Source organism: Bacteroidales bacterium (genome assembly GCA_041671145.1).
In the GTDB taxonomy this organism is placed as follows: domain Bacteria; phylum Bacteroidota; class Bacteroidia; order Bacteroidales; family JAHJDW01; genus JAQUPB01.
Genome location: JBAZBZ010000002.1, coordinates 64,756 through 89,801 on the forward strand (window position 1 = coordinate 64,756; position 25,046 = coordinate 89,801).

General features: G+C 31.1%; 21 protein-coding genes and 1 tRNA gene. 9 read left to right on the top strand and 13 right to left on the bottom strand.

What is annotated here, in order from left to right; translation table 11 throughout:
- The first annotated feature begins 5 nt into the window (after positions 1-5).
- Positions 6-1,562, top strand: a complete 1,557-nt coding sequence (locus WC223_00985; GenBank protein MFA6922803.1) for an NAD(P)/FAD-dependent oxidoreductase — start codon at positions 6-8, stop codon at positions 1,560-1,562.
- A 49-nt stretch (positions 1,563-1,611) separates the two neighbouring features.
- Here the strand turns inward: WC223_00985 and WC223_00990 are convergent, their stop codons facing one another.
- From WC223_00990 to recF, 8 genes are all read right to left on the bottom strand, one after another.
- A complete protein-coding gene (locus WC223_00990) occupies positions 1,612-3,027 on the bottom strand; it encodes an SBBP repeat-containing protein (GenBank protein MFA6922804.1) in 1,416 nt (471 codons plus the stop codon).
- A 13-nt stretch (positions 3,028-3,040) separates the two neighbouring features.
- Positions 3,041-4,282 (bottom strand): glycosyltransferase N-terminal domain-containing protein, encoded by a 1,242-nt coding sequence (locus tag WC223_00995; GenBank protein MFA6922805.1) that lies wholly within the window; start codon positions 4,280-4,282, stop codon positions 3,041-3,043.
- Positions 4,283-4,358: 76 nt separating this feature from the next.
- Positions 4,359-4,967, bottom strand: coding sequence for an imidazole glycerol phosphate synthase subunit HisH (gene hisH / locus WC223_01000; GenBank protein ID MFA6922806.1), 609 nt, complete (start codon positions 4,965-4,967; stop codon positions 4,359-4,361).
- A gap of 45 nt (positions 4,968-5,012) precedes the next feature.
- Positions 5,013-5,086 (bottom strand) — tRNA-Pro (locus WC223_01005).
- 174 nt (positions 5,087-5,260) lie between these two features.
- Positions 5,261-7,564: a 3'-5' exonuclease gene (locus tag WC223_01010; GenBank protein MFA6922807.1), complete on the bottom strand. Its 2,304-nt coding sequence runs from the start codon at positions 7,562-7,564 to the stop codon at positions 5,261-5,263.
- The gene (locus WC223_01015) at positions 7,513-8,409 is read right to left on the bottom strand and encodes a UvrD-helicase domain-containing protein (protein MFA6922808.1); all 897 of its coding nucleotides are present in this window, start codon (positions 8,407-8,409) and stop codon (positions 7,513-7,515) included. The genes WC223_01010 and WC223_01015 overlap by 52 nt, the downstream gene beginning before the upstream one ends.
- Before the next feature lie 273 nt (positions 8,410-8,682).
- The gene (locus tag WC223_01020; GenBank protein MFA6922809.1) at positions 8,683-8,898 is read right to left on the bottom strand and encodes a hypothetical protein; all 216 of its coding nucleotides are present in this window, start codon (positions 8,896-8,898) and stop codon (positions 8,683-8,685) included.
- 71 nt (positions 8,899-8,969) lie between these two features.
- Positions 8,970-10,079, bottom strand: coding sequence for a DNA replication and repair protein RecF (gene recF, locus WC223_01025; GenBank protein ID MFA6922810.1), 1,110 nt, complete (start codon positions 10,077-10,079; stop codon positions 8,970-8,972).
- 185 nt (positions 10,080-10,264) lie between these two features.
- Here recF and WC223_01030 point away from each other — a divergent pair, with 185 nt between their 5' ends.
- The 7 genes from WC223_01030 to WC223_01060 all read left to right on the top strand — a co-directional run bounded on the left by WC223_01030 (position 10,265) and on the right by WC223_01060 (position 17,940).
- Positions 10,265-10,954, top strand: coding sequence for a tetratricopeptide repeat protein (locus WC223_01030; GenBank protein MFA6922811.1), 690 nt, complete (start codon positions 10,265-10,267; stop codon positions 10,952-10,954).
- A 93-nt stretch (positions 10,955-11,047) separates the two neighbouring features.
- Positions 11,048-11,524 (top strand): 6,7-dimethyl-8-ribityllumazine synthase, encoded by a 477-nt coding sequence (gene ribH, locus WC223_01035; protein ID MFA6922812.1) that lies wholly within the window; start codon positions 11,048-11,050, stop codon positions 11,522-11,524.
- Positions 11,525-11,654: 130 nt separating this feature from the next.
- Positions 11,655-12,647, top strand: coding sequence for a hypothetical protein (locus WC223_01040; protein MFA6922813.1), 993 nt, complete (start codon positions 11,655-11,657; stop codon positions 12,645-12,647).
- A gap of 134 nt (positions 12,648-12,781) precedes the next feature.
- Positions 12,782-12,946, top strand: a complete 165-nt coding sequence (locus WC223_01045) for a hypothetical protein (protein MFA6922814.1) — start codon at positions 12,782-12,784, stop codon at positions 12,944-12,946.
- Between the two features lie 122 nt (positions 12,947-13,068).
- Entirely contained in the window at positions 13,069-15,786 is a 2,718-nt protein-coding gene (locus tag WC223_01050; protein ID MFA6922815.1) for a hypothetical protein, read from the top strand.
- Between the two features lie 98 nt (positions 15,787-15,884).
- Positions 15,885-17,117: a 6-phosphofructokinase gene (locus WC223_01055; GenBank protein MFA6922816.1), complete on the top strand. Its 1,233-nt coding sequence runs from the start codon at positions 15,885-15,887 to the stop codon at positions 17,115-17,117.
- Between the two features lie 181 nt (positions 17,118-17,298).
- Positions 17,299-17,940: a toxin-antitoxin system YwqK family antitoxin gene (locus WC223_01060; GenBank protein MFA6922817.1), complete on the top strand. Its 642-nt coding sequence runs from the start codon at positions 17,299-17,301 to the stop codon at positions 17,938-17,940.
- A gap of 14 nt (positions 17,941-17,954) precedes the next feature.
- On the opposite strand, the gene WC223_01065 is transcribed toward WC223_01060, so the two are convergent.
- Together WC223_01065 and WC223_01070 are read right to left on the bottom strand one after the other, a co-directional pair.
- Positions 17,955-18,629 carry a response regulator transcription factor gene (locus tag WC223_01065; GenBank protein ID MFA6922818.1) on the bottom strand — a complete coding sequence of 225 codons (675 nt, stop codon included), beginning with the start codon at positions 18,627-18,629 and terminating at the stop codon, positions 17,955-17,957.
- Positions 18,630-18,752: 123 nt separating this feature from the next.
- Positions 18,753-19,406 (bottom strand): N-acetylmuramoyl-L-alanine amidase, encoded by a 654-nt coding sequence (locus WC223_01070; GenBank protein MFA6922819.1) that lies wholly within the window; start codon positions 19,404-19,406, stop codon positions 18,753-18,755.
- A 543-nt stretch (positions 19,407-19,949) separates the two neighbouring features.
- On the opposite strand from WC223_01070, the gene bioB reads away from it, so the two are divergent.
- On the top strand, positions 19,950-20,894 hold the full coding sequence (gene bioB, locus WC223_01075; GenBank protein MFA6922820.1) for a biotin synthase BioB: 945 nt from the start codon (positions 19,950-19,952) through the stop codon (positions 20,892-20,894).
- A gap of 3 nt (positions 20,895-20,897) precedes the next feature.
- On the opposite strand, the gene WC223_01080 is transcribed toward bioB, so the two are convergent.
- The 3 genes from WC223_01080 to WC223_01090 all read right to left on the bottom strand — a co-directional run bounded on the left by WC223_01080 (position 20,898) and on the right by WC223_01090 (position 24,789).
- Complete coding sequence (locus WC223_01080; GenBank protein ID MFA6922821.1) at positions 20,898-21,608, bottom strand: response regulator transcription factor; 711 nt, start codon at positions 21,606-21,608, stop codon at positions 20,898-20,900.
- Between the two features lie 153 nt (positions 21,609-21,761).
- Positions 21,762-23,822, bottom strand: coding sequence for a tetratricopeptide repeat protein (locus WC223_01085; protein ID MFA6922822.1), 2,061 nt, complete (start codon positions 23,820-23,822; stop codon positions 21,762-21,764).
- A gap of 802 nt (positions 23,823-24,624) precedes the next feature.
- Positions 24,625-24,789, bottom strand: a complete 165-nt coding sequence (locus WC223_01090) for a hypothetical protein (GenBank protein ID MFA6922823.1) — start codon at positions 24,787-24,789, stop codon at positions 24,625-24,627.
- Positions 24,790-25,046 lie beyond the last annotated feature (257 nt).

Below are 25,046 nucleotides of genomic sequence, written 5' to 3' on the forward strand. Positions count from 1 at the left end.
TTAAGATGAGAAAAATTATAGAAATTTCACTTTCTCCCGAACAGGCCGCAGAAGAAAATTTATTTTCAAAATACATTTCATCAAAATATGATATTATTGAAAAAGATATTTCCCATATTGAAATACTTAAAAAATCAATTGATTCACGCTCTTCTGATATAAAAATAATTTTTCGTCTTGAAATATTTTGTAATGAATCTCCTCCTGAAAAAATAAATCCCCTTACTGCATATCAGAAAAATGTTTCGGAAAAACCCAAAATATTAATAATTGGGGCGGGACCGGCAGGATTATTTGCCGCACTTAAATTAATTGAAAATAATTTCAAGCCCGTAATTATTGAACGCGGAAAAGATGTTTCAAGCAGAAAAATCGATATTGCACTACTTAACAGAAATATTGAACTTAATTCCGATTCGAATTATTGCTTCGGTGAAGGGGGTGCAGGTACATTTTCCGATGGTAAGCTATACACACGTTCGACAAAAAAAGGGGATGTAAAAAAAATTATTAATATTCTTGTTGCTCACGGTGCTGATAAAAATATTCTTTTCGATTCACATCCACATATTGGCAGCGATAAATTGCCTGAAATAATTTCTTCTATCCGAAAAACAATTTTAAATGCAGGTGGCGAATTTCATTTTAATTCAAGAGCTACCGATTTTATAATAAAAAATAATTCCATTGAAGGTGTTGTAACAAACAATAATGAAAAATATTCGGGCAAAGCTGTAATTCTTGCAACCGGACATTCTGCAAGTAATATTTATGAATTACTGCAATCGAAAAATATCATCATCGAAGTAAAACCTTTTGCAATTGGAGTTAGAATAGAACATCCTCAATCGTTGATTGATTCCATTCAGTATCACACAAAAAAAAGAAATCCACTTTTACCGGCTGCCAGCTATATGTTAACTCATCAAACAAACAACAAAGGAGTGTTTTCTTTTTGCATGTGTCCAGGGGGAATTATTGTGCCTTCGGCAACTTCAAATAATGAAATTGTTGTAAACGGAATGTCAAATTCAAAAAGAAACTCACCTTTTGCTAATTCAGGAATAGTGGTTACTGTGGATATTGAAGATTTTAAAAACTTTTCGAAACATAATGCACTTGCCGGTTTGAAATTCCAACGTGACATAGAATCGAAAGCATTCGAAGCTGGCGGAAAGTCAATGAAAGCACCTGCTCAAAGATTAATGGATTTTTTAAATAATAAATCATCTGCTGATTTACCAAAAACATCTTACAATCCGGGAATAGCATCAACAGATATTTCGGAAATTTTACCGAAAAACATTTCTCTTTACCTCAAAGAAGGATTTAGAGCTTTCAACAACAAAATGAGAGGTTTTTTGACAAACGAAGCAGTGATTATAGGCGTTGAATCGAGAACTTCATCGCCTGTCAGAATTCCAAGAAACAAAGAAACTTTCGAACACATACAAATAAAAAATCTTTTTCCTTGCGGTGAAGGCGCAGGTTATTCGGGAGGCATTATTTCTTCGGCTATTGATGGGGGTAATGTTGCTGATGCAATCAGTACTCGTACATAATGTAGATTTTTATAAAATAAAGAATGTCGAAGTTATCAGAAAATTGCTGTCATTTCTGTTGCTTAGAACTTAAAACATATTTTGCAATAAAAATATCATTAGTACCAAAAGTGGTTCTTAAAGTAGTTTTCCCGAAACTTGCCATACTTCCGAAAGCACCAAATGAACCGGTAACATAAATATTTTCGTTTTTACATATCTTTATCCCATTTGCCTCATCAATTCCTTTTCCGCCTGCATCAATCACATATTTAAAATCACCTGTAACACTATTATATTTTGCAATATAAACATCAATACTGTTAGTTTTGCTTGCAATTTTTGTAGAATCGAAAATAGCTTTACCGCTATAACTTCCTGCAATATATACATTTCCCGAGTCATCCATTGTAATAGCATTAGCTTTGTCCCAGCCCTCGGCACCTGCCTGTTTTGTCCACTGTAAATTTCCGATACTATCGTATTTTGACAGAAAAATATCAGCTCTGCCTCGACTTGTAAGAAGTTTCGTACCAAAAAGTGCTATACCCGAAAAATATCCGGTTACAAAAACATTGCTGTTTGTATCAATTGCTATTCCCTTTGCGACATCTTCATCTCCTCCACCCGATTGCTTCGCCCATAGAACATTTCCTGATTTATCAAGCTTTGCAATAAAAACATCCTGTTTACCATTGCTGTTAAGTAAAGTATTATCAAAATACGATAAATTCTCAAAAGTGCCGGTAAAAAAAATATCATTATTTCTGTCGCATGCTATACTATTACATTCATCGTTTTTTGCGCCTCCGAACCTTTTCACCCATATTAACATACCAAGAGAATCATACTTAGCAATAAAAATATCTGATTTTCCCTTGCTTGTCAATGTATCTGTAGTATTATAAACCGAGTCACAGGTTATTTTTTTTCTATTAAAGTACGCGGTATCATAAAAGTTACCTGCAACATAAATATTTCCCGAATTATCAAAAGTTAAAGATGTGCCTTCCTGATAATAAGTTCCGTTAACCTGTGCTGCCCACAATGCCTTGCCGTTTTTGGGATTAATTTTTACAAGAAATGCACTTCTGTTAACTGGTGCAATAAATTTCAAAGGTTCAAAAGTCGCTACGTTGAAGAAACATCCTGTTATAAAAACATTATCTTTTTTATCAACGCAAATACAATTTCCTTTATCAAGCATCGCTCCTCCGGCGTTTTTAACCCATTTAATTTTTCCTAATGAATCGTATTTTACAAAAACAACATCCCAATCACCATAACTTTTTAGCTTTACCGAATCTGCAATAGCTACTCCAAAAAAATCGCCCATTGCGTACGCATTCCCCTTACTGTCAATGGTAATACCGCGTCCGATGTCGTGGTCATCTCCTCCTATTTGTTTCGCCCATTCCCAAACCTGAGAATATGAAGATATTCCGGAAAATAAAAAAAACAAAATAAAATAAAATCTTAGCTTCACAACACAATTTTTATCAAAACTTAATATTTTTCTCAATATATTTCAAAATAATATCAGTAGCACCTTTGCGGTTATCCACGTAATTTAAGCAAATGTAAGAATTTCTTTTAAGTGCTTCTTCATTATTTAATAAACAACTCAGTTTTTCATTTAAGTTCTGAAAATCAGTTATACTATATGCTCCACCACATTTGAGTAACTCTTTAGCTTCATTAAACTTTGTATAATTTGGACCAAAAAATACTGGCAATCCGAAAGTTGCAGGTTCAAGAATATTATGAATTCCTTTTCCAAATCCACCGCCAATTAAAGCAAGCGTTCCATATTGGTACAAATGCGAGAGAAAACCAATGCCGTCAATGAGCATAACTTTTGGAGCAACAACATTTTCTGTTGTAGCTTCCGAAAATTTAATTGCTTTTAAAGATATTTTGGAAATAAAATTATCAATATTTTCAGTTTTTATAAGATGCGGAGCAATTATGTATTTAATATCAAACTCTGATTCATTTATAAGTTTTATTAAAAATTCCTCTTCCTTCTGCCAAATACTACCGGCAATTAATATTTTTTTATTTTGCCTGAACGCTTCAATAACAGGAAATTTCTTTACATTTTTTGAAATTTCATAAACCCTGTCAAAACGCGTATCACCGCTTACAATAACATTTATAATACCAAGCGTTCCGAGTAATTCTTTTGATTTTTCATCCTGAACAAAAAAACACGAAATTTTTTTAAGCTGCTGCAGTGCCCATATTCCGTGTATTTTGAAAAAATACTGATTTTTTCTAAAAATTGACGAAACAGAATAAATCGGAATATTACGTTTATGCAATTCGCTTATATAATTAAACCAGAATTCATATTTTACAAACACTGCAATTTGCGGATTCACAAGTTCCACAAACTTCTTCGCATTCGAAATTGTATCAAGAGGAAGATAAAATATGTAATCAGTTTTTTCGTAATTTTTTCTAATCTCGTACCCCGAAGGTGAAAAGAAAGTCAACAATATTTTATATTTTGGATATTCTGATTTTATTTTTTCGAGCAAAGGTCTACCCTGCTCAAATTCGCCAAGTGAAGAACAATGAAACCAAATGATATTATCATTTCCTGTTAAGGAAATTTTTATTTTATCAAAAATTCCCTTTCTTCCTTTGAGCCATAATTTTGCTTTATCATTAAACAACGATGCAACAGTAATCGCAAAAAAATAAAGCCATATTGAAATGTTATAAATAAAACGCATCAGTAAGAATGTATTAGATAAATGTTTTTTGTCACCAAAACTAAAAAAATGGCTTAATGATTAAATTTTACGAATATTATATTTCCGTAAAATTCTTCAATAGCTGAAGTCCGTATTCATGGCTTTTTTCGGGATGAAACTGTGTGCCATAAATATTTTCACTTTGCAACGATGAAACAAAATTATACCCGTAGTCGGTAGTTGTCAGGGCATCACTTTCATTACTGCACACCACATGATAGCTATGAACAAAATAAAACATTGAATCATCGAGAATATTTTTCAATAAAATATTTTCTTTTTTCTTAATTATAGAATTCCAACCCATGTGAGGAACTTTAAGTTTTGCACTCTTCAAATTGAACCGAATTGTTTTTCCTTTAATCCAATTCAATCCGTCAACGTTTCCTTCTTCGCTGAACTCCGTGAGCAATTGCATTCCGAGACAAATCCCGATTACAGGTATTTTTTCATTCAGAACTTTTTCATTTAAAGCATGGAGCAATCCTAATTCTTTAAGATTTTTCATTCCGTTTGCAAAATGACCAACACCAGGAAGCACAAGCCTTGAAGCATTTTTTATATCATCAACTTTCGACGAAATAACTGCTTTAGTGCCGATTTTATTGAACTTATTCAAAACCGACCGCAAATTGCCCATTCCGTAGTCAATAATTACTATCATAATTTACAAACAAAAATCGTAATTCTTAAATCCCAAATAATTTTGTCGGGATGGCGGGATTTGAACCCGCGACCACTACGTCCCGAACGTAGTACGCTACCAGGCTGCGCTACATCCCGAATAATTTGCAAAAATAAGGTTTATTTATTAAATATTGAATTTATTTTAATTGTTTAAAATTTAATTTTTAATGTTAATTTGTTGAATTGCTATAAGTCAACTATTAGTAATATGTACTTAAGTTAAAACAACAATTTGACAATTAAACAATTTAGCCATTTAAAGTATAATTATTATTTTATTTTAACAACCTTGCTCTCATCAATATAAATCAACACTCCCTCTTCAATCTCATATCCCAAATCCTGAAGCAAGCAGGCATATTCTTTGATTTGCTGTTTGTGTTTTTCTTTTTCTTTTCCTGTTTTAAAATCAATAACTATTGCCCTGTTATTTTTTAAAATTATCCTGTCGGGACGGTATGTTTTACCGTCTTTTAATATTTCTCTTTCGGATTTAACATTTATTCCTTCTTCAAAATATGGCTTTATTTCAGGATTAGAAAGCAAAACAGTTATTTCTTCTTTTAATTTTTCCTTTTCGGTGTTTTTAATTAATCCTTCCGAATGAATTAAATTTACAGCAAGTTCGACATCTGTGACAGTAAATATTTTTGAAAGAACTTCATGTATTAATATTCCTCTCTGTTTTTTTATGAATACTTTGTCATTCCATAAATCAGGAGCATTTCTTCTTAATAAAACTTTATCCTGCCAACTGTTATATATAAATGAATTTAATTTAACCATGTTTCCATTACTTTGCTTTCTCTTATCAGAGGGAGATACTTTCACGGCTTTTTCACCGTATTCGTAAAGAGTTTTATTTTCAATATAATCGCTTTTTGAAATAAAATATTTTTTTATAACACCTGATATGTTTTCTTTCTTTCTTTCTTCTTTTGCAAAAACATGTAATCGTTCCTTCGGGCGAGTCATAGCAACATATAATACATTCAGTTCATCAAGAAAAGTTTTATTCACTTCTTCTTCATATACCCCGCTGTATTCCGAATGCAGAAGTTTTTTGTTTAATGAAACAAGAACAGAATTCATATTCTTAATTCCCTTGTTTTCGATATTCAGCCAAATATAATCTGCAAGCTTATTTGTTTTCCAGTCGGCAAAAGGTATAATGACAATAGGGAACTGCAATCCCTTTGCTTTATGGATTGTCATTATCCTCACTGCATTAATTTCTTCCGGTATCATTAAAGATTTTTTACCTTTTTCTTCATCCCACCAAACAAGAAAATCAGATAAAATGCTATTGGATTTAGAATTGTATTCCAAAACCAAATCAAGAAAAAACTGAATATAAATATTTGAATTTACATTGAGTTTGAAAGTATCTATGAGCTTTTCCGCAAGGTCGAATAAATTAAAACTTGATAATCCCGAGAGAGAGAGAGTAAAATTATTTTTCCCGAGCAAATCAGTAAATTGCAAAACACTTAATTTGGCAGCATTTCCAAATATTTCTTCATACTCTATGTTGATGTAATTTTTACTTTTCAGATATTGTAATATTTCTGCTTTTGCAATATTATTATCATTATTTACTAAAAATTTCATGAACGACACAATGAAGCAAACATCGGGAGAATTGCATAACAAAAGCGATTCGGAAGAAACTACATTTATGTCATTCTCTAATAAAAAAATTGCTGTTTTTATTGCATGAACATTTGAGCGGCAGAGAATGGCAATATCGTTTAATTCATATCCGTCTTTTATTGCTTCCTCCACAACATCAATGATTTTTACTAATGTTAATTCATCGTAATCAACATTATCAATAAACTCAACACTAACATAACCACCTTCATTGTTTTCTTTTGTATTTTGCTTTACATCAGCATATATTTTTTTGTATTGAGCATTGAGCTGTTCTGAAGCCACGCCGAAAAAATCATTATTAAATTTTACTATAACATTTTTGCTTCTTCGGTTCACATCAAGCTTTTGCTCAGTATAATTTTGTTTCAGAATATTTTCTTTTTCGGAAATAATTTCACTTTGCGGTTTGTATATTTCCGGTAAATTGCCGAATTGCTCAACCTCTCCGCCACGCCAACGATAAATTGCCTGCTTTCCGTCTCCAACAACCATATTGAAATCTGAATTTGCAAGCGAGTTTTCAATCATCGGCAGAAAATTTTGCCACTGCATAACCGATGTATCTTGAAATTCATCAATTAAAAAATGATGATATTTAGTTCCTATTCGCTCGAATATAAACGGAACCGGCTCGTTAATGACAATATCTGAAATTAATTTATTGAATTCAGAAATATGAATTTTGTTGGTTTGCTTTTTGTATTCTTCAACAAGTTTTTCAATTTCATTTAATAGCGCTGTTTCATAAATATTCCTGTTGATTAACGAAAACAAAACATAATCGGATTTTTCTTTTTCTATTAACTGCTGTGCGTTTTCATAAATTAAAATTAATTCGGGCTTTATTTCATCAATCATTTTTTTTGTTACGCCATCAATTTTATTAATATAAAATTTCCCGTCATCAATGGCTGCCATAACGTATGAATTAGGCACCAGCAATTCACATCTTTTTCAAACAATGCAAGTTTTTCAAAATATTTCGGCAATCCCTTTTCTCCGTTTAAAAAATCTTTAAATTCAATATTCTTCGATTTTATTTTTTCAACTCCCTTCTTCCCGACTTCATTTATTTTATTTTCAAACAATTTTATTTTTTTGTAAAATAAACTTCTTAATGCAAGGAAGTCCTTTATTGAAATTTTTTTTAAATTCCTAAAATGAGAGCAGGTATCTTCTTTGAAAAGATTTTTTGAAAAACCGAGAATGTTATTCTCAATTTTCCAACTTTTCTCATCTTCAATTTTTGATTCAATAAACTCAACAAGTACTTTGGTAATATCCTCATCACTTCCGGCTTTACTAATAAGCACATCGATTACATGTTCCAATATAAGTTCCGCATCAAGTTCGACTTCGAAATTAAAACCTATTTTCAAATCATTTGCAAAACTTCGTATTATTCTATGAGTGAACGAATCAATTGTGCCTATTGCAAAATCGGAATAGTTGTGAAGTATTGCATTAAGAATTTTCTTTGCTCTTGCTTTAATTATATTTTCATCAAGATTCAGCTCACTCTTTACTTGTTCCAACAAGCTTTTGGTTTGTTCATTTTTCAAAACAGTCAAATCATCTAACGTGTCAATTACACGCTGCTTCATTTCTTCAGCTGCTTTATTGGTGAATGTTATTGCAAGTATACCGCGGAATTTATTGCAATCATCATCGGCAAGAATCAATTTCAGATATTCTTTTACAAGCGTAAAAGTTTTACCCGAACCGGCAGATGAACGATATACGGTGAAGTTTTTCTGAGACACTTTTTATTCTTCTAAATTTTATCAAAAGTACTATTTTGGTATGATGAAACAAAAAAAAGTAGTACGCCATAAGTACTTAGTCGTAAGCGGGGAAAAGCAAAGCGTTTTTATTGCGAAAGAACATTTGGATATTTCATACATACAAATTAGCAGGTTGGTTGGTAACAAAAAGAGATTCCACCTTTCAAAAAGATGGAATCTCTTTCATATCAATAATATTTATACTTTACAATGATAATTGGCGGAAAGTTTCAATGTTTGCAGAAAACTTTCTTACTTTTTAAGTTTAATTGGTTTATCGTGTTTAAGCGTATTAATATCATATTCGTTCCCTTCTTTTATAATTTCTTTTGACTTTTTTTGACGAACATTGACTTTATGCTGTTGTCTTATTTCGGATATTGCATCACTTGTATGCAATAAAAGTGCACCAGTTCCTGCTGTACAGAATGTGCTAATGCATAAATAAAAAGCTAATTTACAAATCATATTTTTTTATTTTAAAATACAAATTTAACATATTTTCATTAAAAAAGCAATTTTTTATTTTTTTTAGTGTATTATATATTTGACATAGCAATAGCACCATTATCAACATTAAAAATTTTATGTTCGCTTTTAACTTTTTCAAAAACATTTTGTATTCTCTGTATTTCGGTATCTGTAATAAAAATTTGCCCGAAATTATTATCCGAAACAAGTTTAATAATTTGTTCAACCCTCAAATGGTCGAGTTTATCAAAAACATCATCAAATAAAATAACAGGTTTAAATTTTTTAATTTCTGCAAGCAAATCGAACTGGGCGAGCTTAAGGGCAATTATAAAAGATTTCTGTTGTCCCTGTGAGCCAAATTTCTTTACCGGAAATCCATCAAACATAAAAATAAGGTCGTCTTTATGAATGCCTGTTGATGTATATTGCAACATTCTGTCTTTTCCAATATTTTCGTTCAGTAATACTTTAAAATCATTTCCTTTGAGTTGTGAATTGTATTCCAATTCAACTTTTTCATTATTTAAGGAAATAAATTTATAATGTTTCTCAAATACAGGTTTGAAATCATTAACAAATTCCGAACGCTTTTTATAAATCTCATTGCCGAGAGGAACTATTTGCTCGTCCCATATTTCAAGATTTTCCTTATTATATGATTTGCTTTCTGCAAAACGTTTAAGAAGGTTATTTCTTTGAAAAATGAGTTTGTTATAATTTATAAGATTGTCGAGATAAACTTTATCGTACTGCGAAATTATGCTGTCAACAAATTTTCGTCTTATTTCGCTGCCGCCGGTAATTATTTCACTGTCATCAGGAGAAACTATTACAAGAGGGAAATAACCCACATGGTCGGCTAAACGTGAATATTCCTTTTTATTAAGTTTAAATTGTTTTTTCTGGTTTAACTTCAATCCGCAGTAAACATTTTCCGAATTATCGTCTTTTACATAAGTTCCCTGAACTACAAAAAACGATTCATTGTGCTTTATGTTTTGGCTATCCATTAAATTGAAATAACTTTTACAAAACGATAAATAATAAATGGCATCAAGAAGATTTGTCTTTCCCATTCCGTTATTGCCCACAAAACAATTTATTTTTTCAGAAAATTCAATCTCAACTTCGTGGAAGTTCTTGAAATTTATAAGTGAAAGCTTTTGTAAATACATGTTTAGTTTACGGTTTGAAGTTTAAAGCTTGTTAGCTAAAGTTAAATTTTAGCCGTTTGTGATATACAAGTAAATTAAATTTGCTTAAAAACCAGTTTAAAATTAATATTTTGTAAATTTATTCCAAGAATTCGCAAAAAAAAATTATTTTTGCAAAAATAACCATTTTTAAAATCAATATAAGTATGGCAAAAGAATCCGAAAATGCTGAAGTAAAAAAGAATTCGATAAAAGAAATTTTTACACGAACCGAAGAATACATAAACGAAAATCAAAAAACCGTATCAATAGTAGTAGGCGTTATTGTCGGTATTTTGTTAATTTATTTTGCATATAAGAAATTTTATCTAGCACCACGTGAAATAGAAGCACAGGCACAAATATTTAATGCCGAAAATTATTTCGAAAAAGATTCACTGAAATTTGCATTGAATGGCGATGGCAACAACCCTGGATTTATTGAAATTATTGACCAGTACGGCTCAACAAAATCAGGCAATTTGGCTCATTATTACGCCGGCATGTGTTACCTAAAACTCGGGCAATTCCAGAATGCAATAGACCAGCTTGAAAAATTTAAATCCGACGACCAGATTGTTAAGACACTTGCCATCGGAGCTATCGGCGATGCTTATCTGGAGCTCAAACAAACGGATAAAGCAATTGAATATTATACAAAAGCTTCTGAAAGAAAAATGAATATTCTTACTTCTCCCTATTTTCTTAATAAACTTGCAAATACTTACGAGGACAACAATCAACTTGACAAAGCACTTGAAGTTTACAAACGCCTGAAAAATGATTATCCCAAATCTTATGAAGCAAAAGAAGCCGAAAAAGATATTGCTAAAATTAAAGCTAAAATGGGGCAATAAAAAGGTTCAACGTAATTAGCCAATTGTCATTAGTAAAAAAATAAATTCTCATAATTTGTTTGTGTTGTTAGTTTCAAATTTTTATAATTTATTATGCCATTAAAGAAAACTAATTTATCATCATATAATAAAAAAGGCATAACAGTCCACCCCAAAACAATTATAGGAATTGTGGTTTCGGAATGGAATAAAGAGGTTACAGAAAAACTTTATCAGGGAGCGTTTAACACTTTAATAAAATCCGGAATAAAAAAAGAAAACATAATAAGAAAAAATGTACCCGGAAGTTTTGAGTTGCCTTATTGCGCAAAATTGTTGCTCGAAAATACTTTTGTTGATGCAGTGATTTGTCTTGGTTGTGTAATTCAAGGTGAAACCCGTCATTTCGAATTTATTTCAGGTGCCGTGGCAAATGGCATAATGCAGCTTAACATTAACCATGGTATTCCGGTTATATTCGGAGTTCTTACCACCAATACAATTGAGCAAGCAATAGAAAGAGCAGGAGGCAAACACGGAAACAAAGGAGTTGAAGCAGCCGCTTCAGCACTAAAAATGATAAATTTATAGAAAGTTTTATGACAGAATTTCGAAAATTTAATTTTTTTTCGTAACCTTTTAAATCATTTTACAGTATAAAAAACAAAATCGAAAATATATCTCATAAAATATTTTAAGAATTAAGTTAAAACTAAATATTATGGAAGAACTACAAGTAAATCAGGACCACGAATTAAATCCTGAAAACTCCGAAAAAAAGAAAAAATCAGGTGCAGTTATTTTTGTTATAATAATTGTCCTGTTGCTGGCTGGCTTAGGTGGCCTTGGCTGGTTATACAACCAACAAAAAACTGAAAAAGAATCAGCAATTGCAAAGGAAAAACTAATAACTCTTAAAGCCGATTCTCTTTTAAAGGAAGTCGAAAAACTTAAGAGTGATTTATTGACGGTAACTAAAGAAAGAGATTCATTGAATGATGTCGTAATTGCCGATTATATCAAGAAACTTGATGCTATTAAATCCGAACTGAGAGCAGCAAGAAGTTCAGGATATGGACCCTCCACCGGAACAGAAAATACAGGCGGCGGATATGCCAAAAGCGGCTTCAGAGCCAAATATGATGCTTTGAAAAAGGATTATGACAATCTTTCTTTGGAAGTAGGTAAACTAATTGCTGAAAAGAAACAGTTACAAGCAGAACGCGACACCTTAAAAGTGCATTGCGACCAACTGCAAACACGTGCAGCCGAACTCGAAACTCAGAATAAAGAGCTCACTGATAAGGTTACTATGGGTTCAGTTCTTTCTGCATACAGCATAGATGCTGCAGGTGTTAGAGGAAGCGGCTCCAAAGAAAAAGCAACTCCTAAAGCAAGCAAAGTGCAAAAAATTAAGGTTAAATTTAAAGTGAGCAAGAATTTAATTACTCCAATGGGACCAAAATCTGCTTATATACGAATTCTCGCACCAAACGGAAGTGTTTTAGCTCAAGGTATTGATGATTCAAATAAATTCAAATCAGGCGGCGAAGACCTTGTATTCACAATAAAAAGAGATTACGATTATTCCAATGTTGAAATTGAGCTTACTACTTATTTCACGCCAAAAGAAAAACTGGCAACAGGTAACTATAAAGTTGAAATTTATTCCGACAGTGACTTGATTGGTAACACAGGATTCACCCTCAAATAAGTTATACTGAAATAAAACAAAAAAGCTATCGAAGAGTTCGGTAGCTTTTTTGTTTTATATTCCTTATAGCATTTCATCACATAAGCGCAGTGCTGAAATACCGTTCGGCACGGTCGGGTAAAACTGTTACTATATTGCCTTTGATTTTTTTTACCAATTCTCTTGCTCCCCAAACATTTGCACCTGAAGATATTCCAACAAGCAAGCCATGCTCCCTGCCTAATTCACGAGTTGTTTCTATTGCGTCTTCATCGGTAATTCACAGTTTTATTTACATTCTTCAACAATTAGACAATTAAACAATAAAGCAATAAATTAACAACTAACAACCGACAACCAACAACTAAATAATGAATAATAAATTTCGAAGTTTAATTGCATTAATTGTATACTTTTGTAAAAAATTCCGAAAGATTATTTTATGCAGAAAAAATCAGTATTTATTTTTATAGAGTTTTTTTTTCTGACTTTTAAAATCTGCATTTCGCAAACCATTCCTATTTATGAAAACACTTCAAAGGGTTCGCAAACCATTAAATACATATCTTCAGTAAAAAGCGAAAGCAATATCATATTAAATTATTTTATAACAAAAATAGCTGAAAACATTTCAAAACCAATACAATCTTCTTCATTTACTTTATTTTTTAATGAATTCATCAAGGTAAGGCAAAACAATCCTTATGAATATGATATAAGTGTTGAAATAAAGGATTTCACGCTTGTGGGAGATTACAAATATAAAGGGATTAAAATCTACGATGCTTTAATTCCCCGCAAAATTGCTCTGAATTTGAATATTTCCGGCAGAGATGGCAATGATATGAAATCAATAGGATTCAGGCATATCAGTTTATTAAAGGATAAAAATTTTATTTCTGACAAAATATTTTTTAAGGACTCGTTGAAAAATATTGAACTGAAATTTTCAATTCAGGATATTGATTTTAGTTATGATAATGAAAATAAAAAAATCTTTGACAATAGGTTAATGCTGGTAAAAAAATATTATGATTCTGAGAAAAAAACAAATCAGTTGTTAAAAGATATTGAAGCAATTGATGAGAAAAATATAGATTTAATACCAGTGAACGACATGGAAGTTCGCAGCATAAAAAAGAAAATGGACTCATTAAAGGAAGAAAGATTTGAGGAATTTCTTTATTTAAAAGACCACGACCCTATAGGTTTTTCGGCAAAATTAAATGACATTGAAAAACGCTTAACCATATTACTCGATAAGTTTGATAAACTGATAAAAGGACTTGATGAAATTTATTACAGAAAAGGAATGGAAAATCTTATTTATAACAATAATTTGTCGGCATACAAATATTTTCAAAAATCCGTTGTTGCAAATTCCCTTTATGCGCCGTCAAATTACCAGATATCATTTCTTGATTTCGTTAATAACAGAAAGGAAGATGCATATAAAAAGACACTGAACATTTTGAGCAAAATGAGTCCTGATGCAAGATTAAAAGTGCAAACGATAAAACTCATGAATATTATTTTCAACAAATATATTTCTGAAAGTGAAGATTTAATTAAAAAAGAAAAATACCATGATGCTGTGGCTTTACTTGACAGTGCAGAGATACTATTCGGAAACTCAACCTTAATTTCAGAAAAAGAAAAATTATCAGCAAATCTTTTTATTGCAAAACATGGAATTTACAACTCATTCATGTTGTTTTGCAAAAGGGCGATAGAAACAAAAAATTTCGATATTGCTGAAACTTATTTGCTCAGGGCAAGAGAATTTCAACAGAAAAATTCAAAATATATTACTAACGACAAGGAAGCAGTTGATTTGCTAAAAATAGTTTACGACAATCACATCGAAGTTGGAAATAAATATATTTCTTCATCGAAATTTTTAAGAGCGCTGGATGAATTTAAAAGTGCTGCGGAATTATGTAACAACAAATCTTTTATATGCAGCGAAGCTCTTGCTAAAGGTATTGCCGATGCAAAGAACGGCATTTACAAGGAAATTATAAGTGACGCCGGAAATGCTATTGCCAAAAAAGATTTTCTGCTTGCAGAAATATTAATCAACCGCGCTAAAGCATATCAGCAACACAATGCCATAATTGTAATGCAGCTTTCGGTTGTTGATTCACTTGTTGGATTGACGATGTTTCAAAAATATACACGGCTAATAGAAGATGCAAAACAGTTGTTGCTGTTGGACAGAAAAAAAGAAGCATTTAATAATCTTGTTGAAGCTGCTGATATGCAGGGTAAATACTATTATTCCAAAAATAAAGAATTGGATGATTTACTGAAAGAATCGGCAAAACCGGTAATCATAGAAAAAATAAATAAAGCAAAATTCAACATTTGGGCAAATGAAAATAACATGGCAAGACAGCTTTTAAATGAAGCGGTATTGATGAAAGAAAAATACAAACTTAATGATGATAGCACTATTTCAACTTCAATAAAAGAATACAATAAATTTTCCAGAATGCAAGAATGTGTAAAAATAAAAAATGAATATGAAAATAATTTTTCTAAAATTCAGTATTTGTTGGTGCAAAAAAAATATCTCGAAACAGATTCATTGTTGGCAAATATGCTAAGCAGTGTTAATAACATTTCGGATTGTGCTGTTAATACAAGCAAAGCAGAAGAATTAAAAAAACAAAATATAATTCCTGCCGATTATCAAAGGTTTCTTATCAAAATAAATGAGTTTATTAAAAAAGCTGATTACAATAAAACGTACGAAGTTTATGAAAAAATGAAAGATTACTATTCTCATTTTTCAGTAAATAAATATGGACTTGCAGATATTGATTTGTTCGATTTAGTTATGAAAAGTAATAATAATAATTTTATCAATAATTCTGCAAACTATTACTTATCGAAAAAGGATTTTGCTAAATCATTGTTGTTGCTGAGAAAATTATATCAGCGCGATTTTCCTTATGCTGAAACAAAAATATTACAGGAAAACCTCGGCAGAGAACTTGCACTGCACGATGTTGAAAGTGCAAAAATTTCAGACAGAAAAAATAAAATTATGGAATATACCCAAAATGCACAATATTTCGACTTTCTTAAAGAAAGTTATAACAAAAATTTCAGAAAAAATAAAAATATTTTAACCGAAATAATTCACAAAAAATAGTTGAGATTTTTTAAAAGGTAGATTTATTATAAAAACAAAATTATTGGTTAAGAAGGCATATTTTTTTATTTTTGTAAAAACGTTTTAAATTTAAAAAAATGAAATCTGACAAAAAAATATTCAGCGGCAAAACACTTGCCATTCTCACAGGGGGCGGAGACACTTCTGCTTTGAATTCAAGCATCGAAGCAATAAGAAACAGAGCACAAGTACTCGGCTATAAAGTTTACGGCATCAGAAAAGGATGGAAAGGATTACTTGGCGATGGCGACATTGTTGACCTTACAAATCAGCATTACGACGGTTGGCATGGTGGAACGGCTTTAAATTCAAGCCGCACAAATCCATTCCCCTCAAAGAAAAATCCCGAAAACAGGGTTCCTCAGATTTTAAAAAATCTACAGCGATATAAAATTGATGTTCTTGTTTCAATTGGCGGCGACGACACAAACGGTGCTGCAAAAAAATTATTTGAAACCGAAGGCATTCCTGTTATTGGCTTTCCGAAAACAATTGATAACGATTTACGCACAAGAACAATTCATTCTTATAAAAATAAAGAAATTGAAGCGGTTGTTTGTCCGGGCTTTCCCTCAGCAGCCGACAGCATTGCGGGTTTTGCAAACCGCATGAGAACTACTGTTGATTCACATTCAAGAATTGCCGTGCTTGAAATAATGGGCAGAGATGCAGGATGGCTCACGGGCAGTGCAATATATGGCGGAGCCGACATTGCACTCATTCCCGAATTCGAGATTACAAAAGAAAGAAAAGAAGCATTTTTTAATACAGTAAAAGAAAAATATAATTCATCACGAAAAAAGTCACTGATAATAGCAATTTCCGAAGGTGTAAGATGGTACGATGAAAATAAAGGAAAAGTTGACATGGTATATGCAAGTTCCGAAGTTGATGAATTCGGACATGCTTTGTTCGGCGGAATTAGCGGAGTTGTTGCTTCTGAGATTTCGAGAAAACTCGGAATCGAAGCAAGAGCGCAAATCACAGGTTATTATGCACGTGCTGGCAGATGCGGCTGCTACGACAGAAGATTGACACAGGCACTTGCCGATAAAGTTACCGACTTGCTCCTGAGAAACGATTACGGTCAAATGCCGGTTTTGAGCAAAGTTGTCAAGTATGAAGAACTAGAGGAATTCAATACCAAATCTATTGACATGGGCGACATTGGCAACAGGGCACTTCCAGATGAATATTATGATGTAAACAAATTTAATTTCACCGAAGTGTATTTTGATTTTATTTCAAATATTCTAGGTTCGCAGCAATTATCGCTATTTAATCACAATTTCCCTACAGTAAAACCGTAACGAAAAAATTTTTGTCGTTTAATTTGTTTGTGGTTTGTAGTTACACATTTTGCTAATGACAAATGACTTTAAACTGCAAATCCTTTAAACTTTTTTACGTTTCTAGCGTTTGAATATATATAATAGCTCAATATGAGTTATATTTGTATTACGTTAACAAAGTGTATTTTAAAAGAAATTGATGAATCATATACTTAAAAAAATATTAACAAGAGTTTTATTTTTGTGTCTGATTTTTTCTTTCGGCAGTTCGTTTTCACAGGAAAAAGCAAAAAAAGGAAAGAGGGGAATGAATCAGACTGATGAGTTTGGCAGAAAACAGGGAACATGGCAGTTTTATAGCTTTGACGGAACTTTAATATATCAGGTTGAATATGTTAATGACAAAAGGCACGGACTCGCAACACGGTATCATGCAGGAACGGGTGGAGTTATGGAAGAAGTAAATTATTTTGACGGACTAAAAGACGGTGAATGTAAAAAATACTACGCAACAGGGCAGGTAAGTGCGGAAGGTTCATACAAAGCTGGCAGAAAAGAAGGACCTTGGATTACTTACTATTCTGTAAATGGAGAAAAAAAGAGCGAAGGAAATTACGTCAAAGGAAAGATGGATGGTGAATGGAAATTTTATAATTCAAAAGCTATTCTTATAGCAAGCGGAACTTATAAAAATGATTTAAAAGAAGGAGTTTGGGAATATTATGATAGTGATGGAAATGTTGTTGCCACAAAAAAATATGTAAAAGGAAGTGAGTATAAAGAACCACCTGCCGGTAAAAATACAAAAGGAACTTCTACGAAAACTCCTAAGAAAAAATAATGTTGATGATATATCTACGCTGTTTCGAGGGGCGATATACCCAAATCGCTCATGTTAATCAATTTATTTTTTATTGCGTAGATTAATAATTCCGCAACATTTTTCGAATTGGTTTTTGAAAGGATATTTGTTTTATGCGCATTTATTGTTGCAGTACATACATAAAGTTTCTTCGCAATCTCTTTGCTCGTGTATCCTTTAGCTGAAAGTACAAGTACTTCCTTCTCTTTTTTTGTAAGTCCGCTTTCATCGGCAGGATTATTGCCAAAGTATTTTTTTGTAAAAAATCCTAGTAATTCTCCTGAATAGTAGTTTTTCCCATCTAAAATTGAACGTATTGCAATATCAAGTTCTGTCTTTTTTATATTTTTAAGTAAAAACCCTTTTGCTCCTGCTTCAATCATCTCCTGCAAATGCTTTTCATCACCAAACATTGTTAATGCAATTATGTTGAGTTCTGGAAATATTTTTAATGCTGCGGCAGTTGCTTCAATGCCGTCCATAACATCCATTCTTATATCCATTAGAACAATATCAGGATGTTTGGTTTCAATTATTTTTAAAAATTCCATCCCATCAGAAGCTTCAGCAATTACTTCGGTATAATCCAAACTATCAACAACCATTCTTAATCCTCTGCGAAAGATTTCATGGTCATCTACAATAACTACCTGAATTTTGTTTTTCATCTTAAATAAATATTAAACATATTCATAATTTTTTACGCTTTTTGCAAAAAGTAAGTTTCGTAAAAAATATAAATATAGTAATTTATAATGAAGAATACAAGAAAAATGATTAAAAAAAAAATATTAAATTGCATAGTACATTTCCGGTTGAAATAATAATGATTTTTTGAAATTTTCTTCGTTTTTTTTAATTGCTTCAAAATGGGCATTTGCAATTCTCTCACGCCACAAATCCGATAATAGCTTTATGCATTCGTCTTTGTTGGTGTAAAATCCGGTTGCAGTCATTATTGAAGGAATATGCTGTTTAAGAAGGTAAGGTTCTATAAGCTTGCCGTTTTTATCATTAGTTTTGGTTTTAAGCCCTCTGTCTGTCCAGTTCAGTTTTTTTACCAATGTTTCATGAAAGATGGAAGCAACAATTTTACTGTTTGGATTTTTATTATAGTAAAAAGTTTCAATCCCATCAATGTTTTCCCAATTCATTCCATTGCCAAAAGCATTGCTGTGTATTGAAACTAAAATTTTGGGCAATTCTGAAATTACGCTGTTTACCCTGTTTAACCTTTCTCTAATATTGATTTCAATGGCGGTTTCGGGAACAAGTATGTGATGACGAATGCCACAACTTATAAGTTGACGCGAAATTCTTCGCACAATATCCCTGTTGAACTCATATTCATAAAATCTTTTACCATCTTCCATAACAGGCGAACGCTTGCCAAGAGTTACTTTTGAATGTCCGTTGTCAAGGAGCCATAAAAAATTATTTTCCATAATTGCAATATTATTTTTGGCATTGTTAATTAAATATATAGTTCTTTGCGAAATTTTCTTTGTGCCCTTTGTGGTTATCTTTTTTATAAACTATAAACACAAAGGCGTACACAAAGTTTAAAAGGTAGTACTATATCAAATTAACAATATCATTTATTTTAAGTTTACTAATGGTAAATTAAAACTTTAAAAAAACTTGCAAATGAAACATTATTAATCCAATTGACAAAGGAAAATCTTGCTTTATTTAGAAAAATATACCTTTTGCTGATTATTATTAGTACAAATTATTTAGTTTCAATAGTAAATTATATTAAAAAAATGATTTTAATTTGTTTTTTAAATATTTAATACCTTTGTTCTGAAATAGATTTTATTTATTTTTTTGTTAAATATTATTTTGATGAGCTAAAAATATTTAAGGAAATAAATTAGAAGAGGTTGGGATTCTTTTCTATTAAGATTTTTGGTTATAAAATAAGGTTTTACAATCAATTATTTTTATAAGTATATTAAATTTAATTCTGAACTCACGTTACTGCTATGATGAAAAACAGAAGAAAAATAGAAGAAGTAAGAGAAATTTACAATAAGCCGTTGTTGGAATTGGTTTATGACGCAGCAAGCGTTCATCGAAGATTTCATTCTCCCGAAAAAATAAAAATAAGCACTTTGATTTCGGTTAAGACAGGTGAATGTATTGAAGATTGTGCTTATTGTGCTCAATCGCTGCATTATGATACCGGAATAAAACCGCAGAAAATTATGAGTACCGGTGAAGTGATTGAAAAAGCCATGAAAGCAAAAAAATCGGGAGCTACAAGAATTTGCCTGAGTACTTCATGGAGAAATGCTGAAGGAAACGAAAACATTGAAAATATAATCGAAATGGCTAAAGAAGTGCAAAAACTCGACATGGATGTTTGCTGCACTTTGGGAATGGTAAATAAAGAAAATGCCGCAAAATTGCTGAAAGCAGGTATATCGGGATATAATCATAATCTTGATACTTCGAGAAATTTTTATCCCGAAATTATTACAACAAGAACTTATGATGCTCGTCTGGAGACAATAAATAATTTAATTGATGCAGGAATGCCTTATTGTTCGGGTGGAATAATAGGAATGGGCGAAAGCAATGAGGACAGAATAAATTTACTGCATACACTTGCAACACAAAAAAAACATCCGTTCAATTTTCCTGTAAATGCATTAGTTCCGGTAAAAGGAACGCCGCTTGAAAATCAACCATTAGTTTCGGTATGGGAAATTGTCCGAATGATAGCTACTGCACGCATAATTTTACCCGAGTCAAATATTTCGCTTGCTGCCGGAAGAATAAACATGACACAGGAAGGACAGGCATTATGTTTTCTTGCAGGAGCCAATTCCGTATTTATAGGTGAAAAACTTCTTACCACAGCAAATACAAAAATTGAAGATGATATAAAATTGTTTGAGATATTAGGTTTAAAGGATGAAAATTAATTATCAGAAAGTAAAAGTTTCCAAAATCAATTCTTCATTTTCGATATCTAAATCTTCCATTTCAATCAGTCGGTTTTTTAATGCGTAAACAATAAGTTCGGCTTTGTTTTTTGATGAAGTTTTTTTAAACAAAGGATAAACATAATTTTTCACCGTATTAAATTTTATGTTTAGAACTTTGCCTATTTCATCAAACGATTTTCCTTTTGCTATGAATCTAATTATTTTATATTCCATGTCGGTAAACCTTATGTTTTCGGGTTCGCTGTCCTTATCTTTACTTTTAACTCCATAAACTTTTTTAAAAGCTGATAAAAGGAAATTTACAGAATAATACGTAGCACCTTTAATGACATTATTGATGGCGGTATTGATTTCTTTGCTGTTGGTATTTTTCAACAGAAATCCTTTTGCTCCGGCATCAATCATATTACGAAGAAATTTATCATCTCCGAACATGGTTAACGCAATTACTTTAATTGAAGGGTATTTACTCAGTATTTCCCTTGTTGCCTCAATGCCGTTCATTATGGGCATTTTTATATCGGTAAAAACAACATCAACCTGATTCTTGTTTACCAGATTAAGTAATTCCTGACCATCAGCAGCTTCAGCAATAAGCTCAGTATTGCTCAAACTTTTAATGATTTCCACTATACCTTTGCGGTATATTTCGTGGTCATCTGCCACAATAATTTTTATTTTCTTTTCCATGGTTTTTAAAATTTTAGTATTATGTTCAATATTATTTTATTAGTGCTGATGGAAGTTAGTGTTGGATGTTTGAAATGTGCTATTTTTCTAATCTCCAGCTTCCAATTTCCAACTTCGGTTTTATTAAAATATTTAATAAATTAATTATAAACTCTACTTTTTATAACTTTTTGAATGTATTTCAATTTTTACATTAGCTCCTTCGCCTGGTTTGCTTGTATATTCAAATACGCCGTTAATGGAACTTATTCTGTTAATAATATTATTCAATCCCATTCCTTTTTTGGGGTCATTTATTGTTTTTTTGTAATCGAAACCTTTTCCGTCATCTGTGTAAAGAACGTTCAATGATTTTTCTTTAGCTTTAAATTCGATATTTATATTTTTTGCTTTTGCATGCTTAATTGTATTGTTTATTAATTCAAGAAGCACTCTGTATAAAATTATTTCAACAGTGCTGTCGTATCTTTTTTCTTTATCATTTGAAGTTATATTTATATTTACATAATTTGAAACATTTACTTTATAGCAAAATGTTTGAACTGCATTAAAAATTCCCGTTTCGCTCACTGTGCCCGGAGTTATGTTGCGTGCAATCATTCTCGTACTGTTAACTGCTTCGTCAATTAATTCATTTGTGTATTTAATAATTTCCTGTTTTTTGGGTTCATCGTTTTTTGCAGAATCAAATTCATTTACGTAAAGTCCTATTGTAGATAATAATGGTCCAAGCCCATCGTGCAGGTCTTCGGCAAATCGCTTTCTTTCTTTTTCTTCGGTTTCAATGGTTCTTTTTAACATTCTTCTTTTTTCGAGTTTCTGACGCAAAAGATTTATTAAAACTATTATTATTATCAGTATTGACAAAAACGAAATAACAAGTATAATAATATTTCTTTTAGTTCTTACATCTTTTAATTCTTTTTCTTTTGTGAGACGCAGAATTTCTTTTTCTTTCTTTTCGGTTTCAAATTTTGTTTGTATTTCGGTAATCTGCTTGTTTATGTTTTCGTTAAATACCGAATCTTTTACGCTTGTATATAATTGTTCGTATTTGTATGCCTCTTTATAATTGCCTTTTGCCAAATAAATTTTTGACAGTGCTTGGTAATTTTTAAAAATGTTGCTCCGCAATTTAAGTTTTTTTGAAATTTCCAAACTACTGTTGAAATTTTCTATTGCATTATTATAGTCCTTCGTTTCAAAATAAAGTTCGCCGATGCTGAATAAATTATCTGACACTTGCTGCTGATAGTTTATCCTTTGGCATATTCCGGTTGCTCTCTTTAAATAATAAAATGCTTTGCCATATTGCTTTTGCTTTTTATAAGTGTTTCCCAAAATGTTCATTGAATATTGTATGCCTGAACTATCACGCAAATTACTTAGAATTTCCAATGCTTTTGTTGCATATTCATTAGCCGATTTATATTCATTGGTTTTTAAATAAATTTCTCCTGCTCTGTTCATGTTATAAGCAGCAACGAGTTTATCACCACTTTTCAAACTAACTTCAATTATTTTTTTATAATATCCAAGTGCTTCTTTATATCTGCCCCAATCCTTATAAACATCGCCAATGTAACCATTTAAACGTGTATAATAACTTCCGTTTTCTTTTTCCTTTTTTAATGCAGTTAAAAAATAGGTTAGCGATTTCTCATAATTCTTTTGAGAATAATAGATAAAGCCGATAAAATAATAAATTTTAATTGTGTCATTACTTTTTAATTTCCGATAATTTGTTAATGATTTATTAAAATAAATTAAAGCACTATCATTATTACCCATATAACAATTTGCTGTACCGATGTAATAATTTGCAAGGGCAATGCCTGTTTCGTAATTTATTGCTTTACTTATTTGCAACTCCTTTTTAGCACATTCTAATAGTTTTCTGTAATTATTTTTTAATATATATATATAACTGAAAGTATAAATCAGGGTATATGCCTCATATTTTTGATTTTTGATTTTTTTTGAAAGCATCAATGCTTTATTTGCATAGTATTCGCTTTTAGCCGTTGAAGAAAAACAAAGAATGGATAAATTATTTAAAATAATTATTTTGGTAGTATCGTTTGCAGTTCTCAGTTTTCTTTCCATGCTGTCAACTGAATGTTGACTTATTTGAGCATTAAGGCAAGTAATTGATGCAATAAATAAGAATGTAATGGTTATATAACGGATAGTATGTGTAATAAAGATTGCCACAGATTATAAAATTACTCTTTTTGAAATAATGAATTTTTACCAAAATTACTATTAATCCTATAAGGATAGTTATATGTTGCCAAATCATTATTTGCTGTTTTCAGTGAATCTGTGGCATTTTTATTTCTATCAATACGACATATTATTACGGAAATTAATACTTTATTTTTTAAAAAATTTCGTTAATTGGCCGACTGCAAATTTAATATTTTAACAATAATGTGAGCACAGAATCTAATTTATTTTACTTCAAAATAATACAAGAAATAGTATAATGATTAACTTTCGTGTGATTTGGCGTTTTGGTAGCAAAAAAACATAACCACCACAATGCAAAAATATAAAATCTCACAAAAAAAACAATTAAACTTTTGAATTTTAATTTTTATAATGCAAATCAAGAGTTAAAAGTATTATTGCCACAAAGATTCTGTGATAAAAAACACTAATTTGTTTAGTTAAGTTATGTGTTTTATTTTTCTTCGTGAAATTTCGTTTTATTAGTGGCTATTTTTTTAATACTTAGAAATCTTCAACCTTTTATTCGTATTTTATAATTCCGAAACCACGTTAACATATAGTGTTCGACTAAAAAAATCAAAGCACACTTACTTCTGAGATAGCTGCTTTTAAAATTGTTTTCAATAAGCAATTCATCCCCATAACCAGTTCCGATTATGTTCATTTGATTGATGTTTGCTTATTTGATATTGGGTTAAAACTGCTGATAACTCTGCGAGGGTTACAAACCCTCGCAGAGTTTGGTGTAAGGGTTCAGCCGTTTTAACTCATCATCAAATGTTTAGCCAAGAGGTGGAATAATAGGAGGAGGAGGAGGGATAATAGGACCATCATCAACATTAACAATTATTGGTCCTTGTGTATTTAAAGCTGTACTTTTTTTTGCACCTTGTGCAAAAATGCTTGTGCTTACAAGCATTGCCATGATAAATGCTGCTGTTTTCATAATAAATTTAGTTTTAGTTAGTGAATATTTTTAAAAAATGAATATGGCAAAATTAAGCACTGTTCTAAGGGAAAACAACAGAGAAATTACTGTTTTTTTTACCAAAAAAACGTGGGGCAACTAATAAATTTTAGGGGGAGTAACTACGAAAAAATAGCAGAAAAAAATAAATTTTATTATAAAAAAGTACTAAGAATTTTTATTAATTGCTGTTTTACAAATACTTACCAATCGGTATTCAAATTAGGATTATTTTG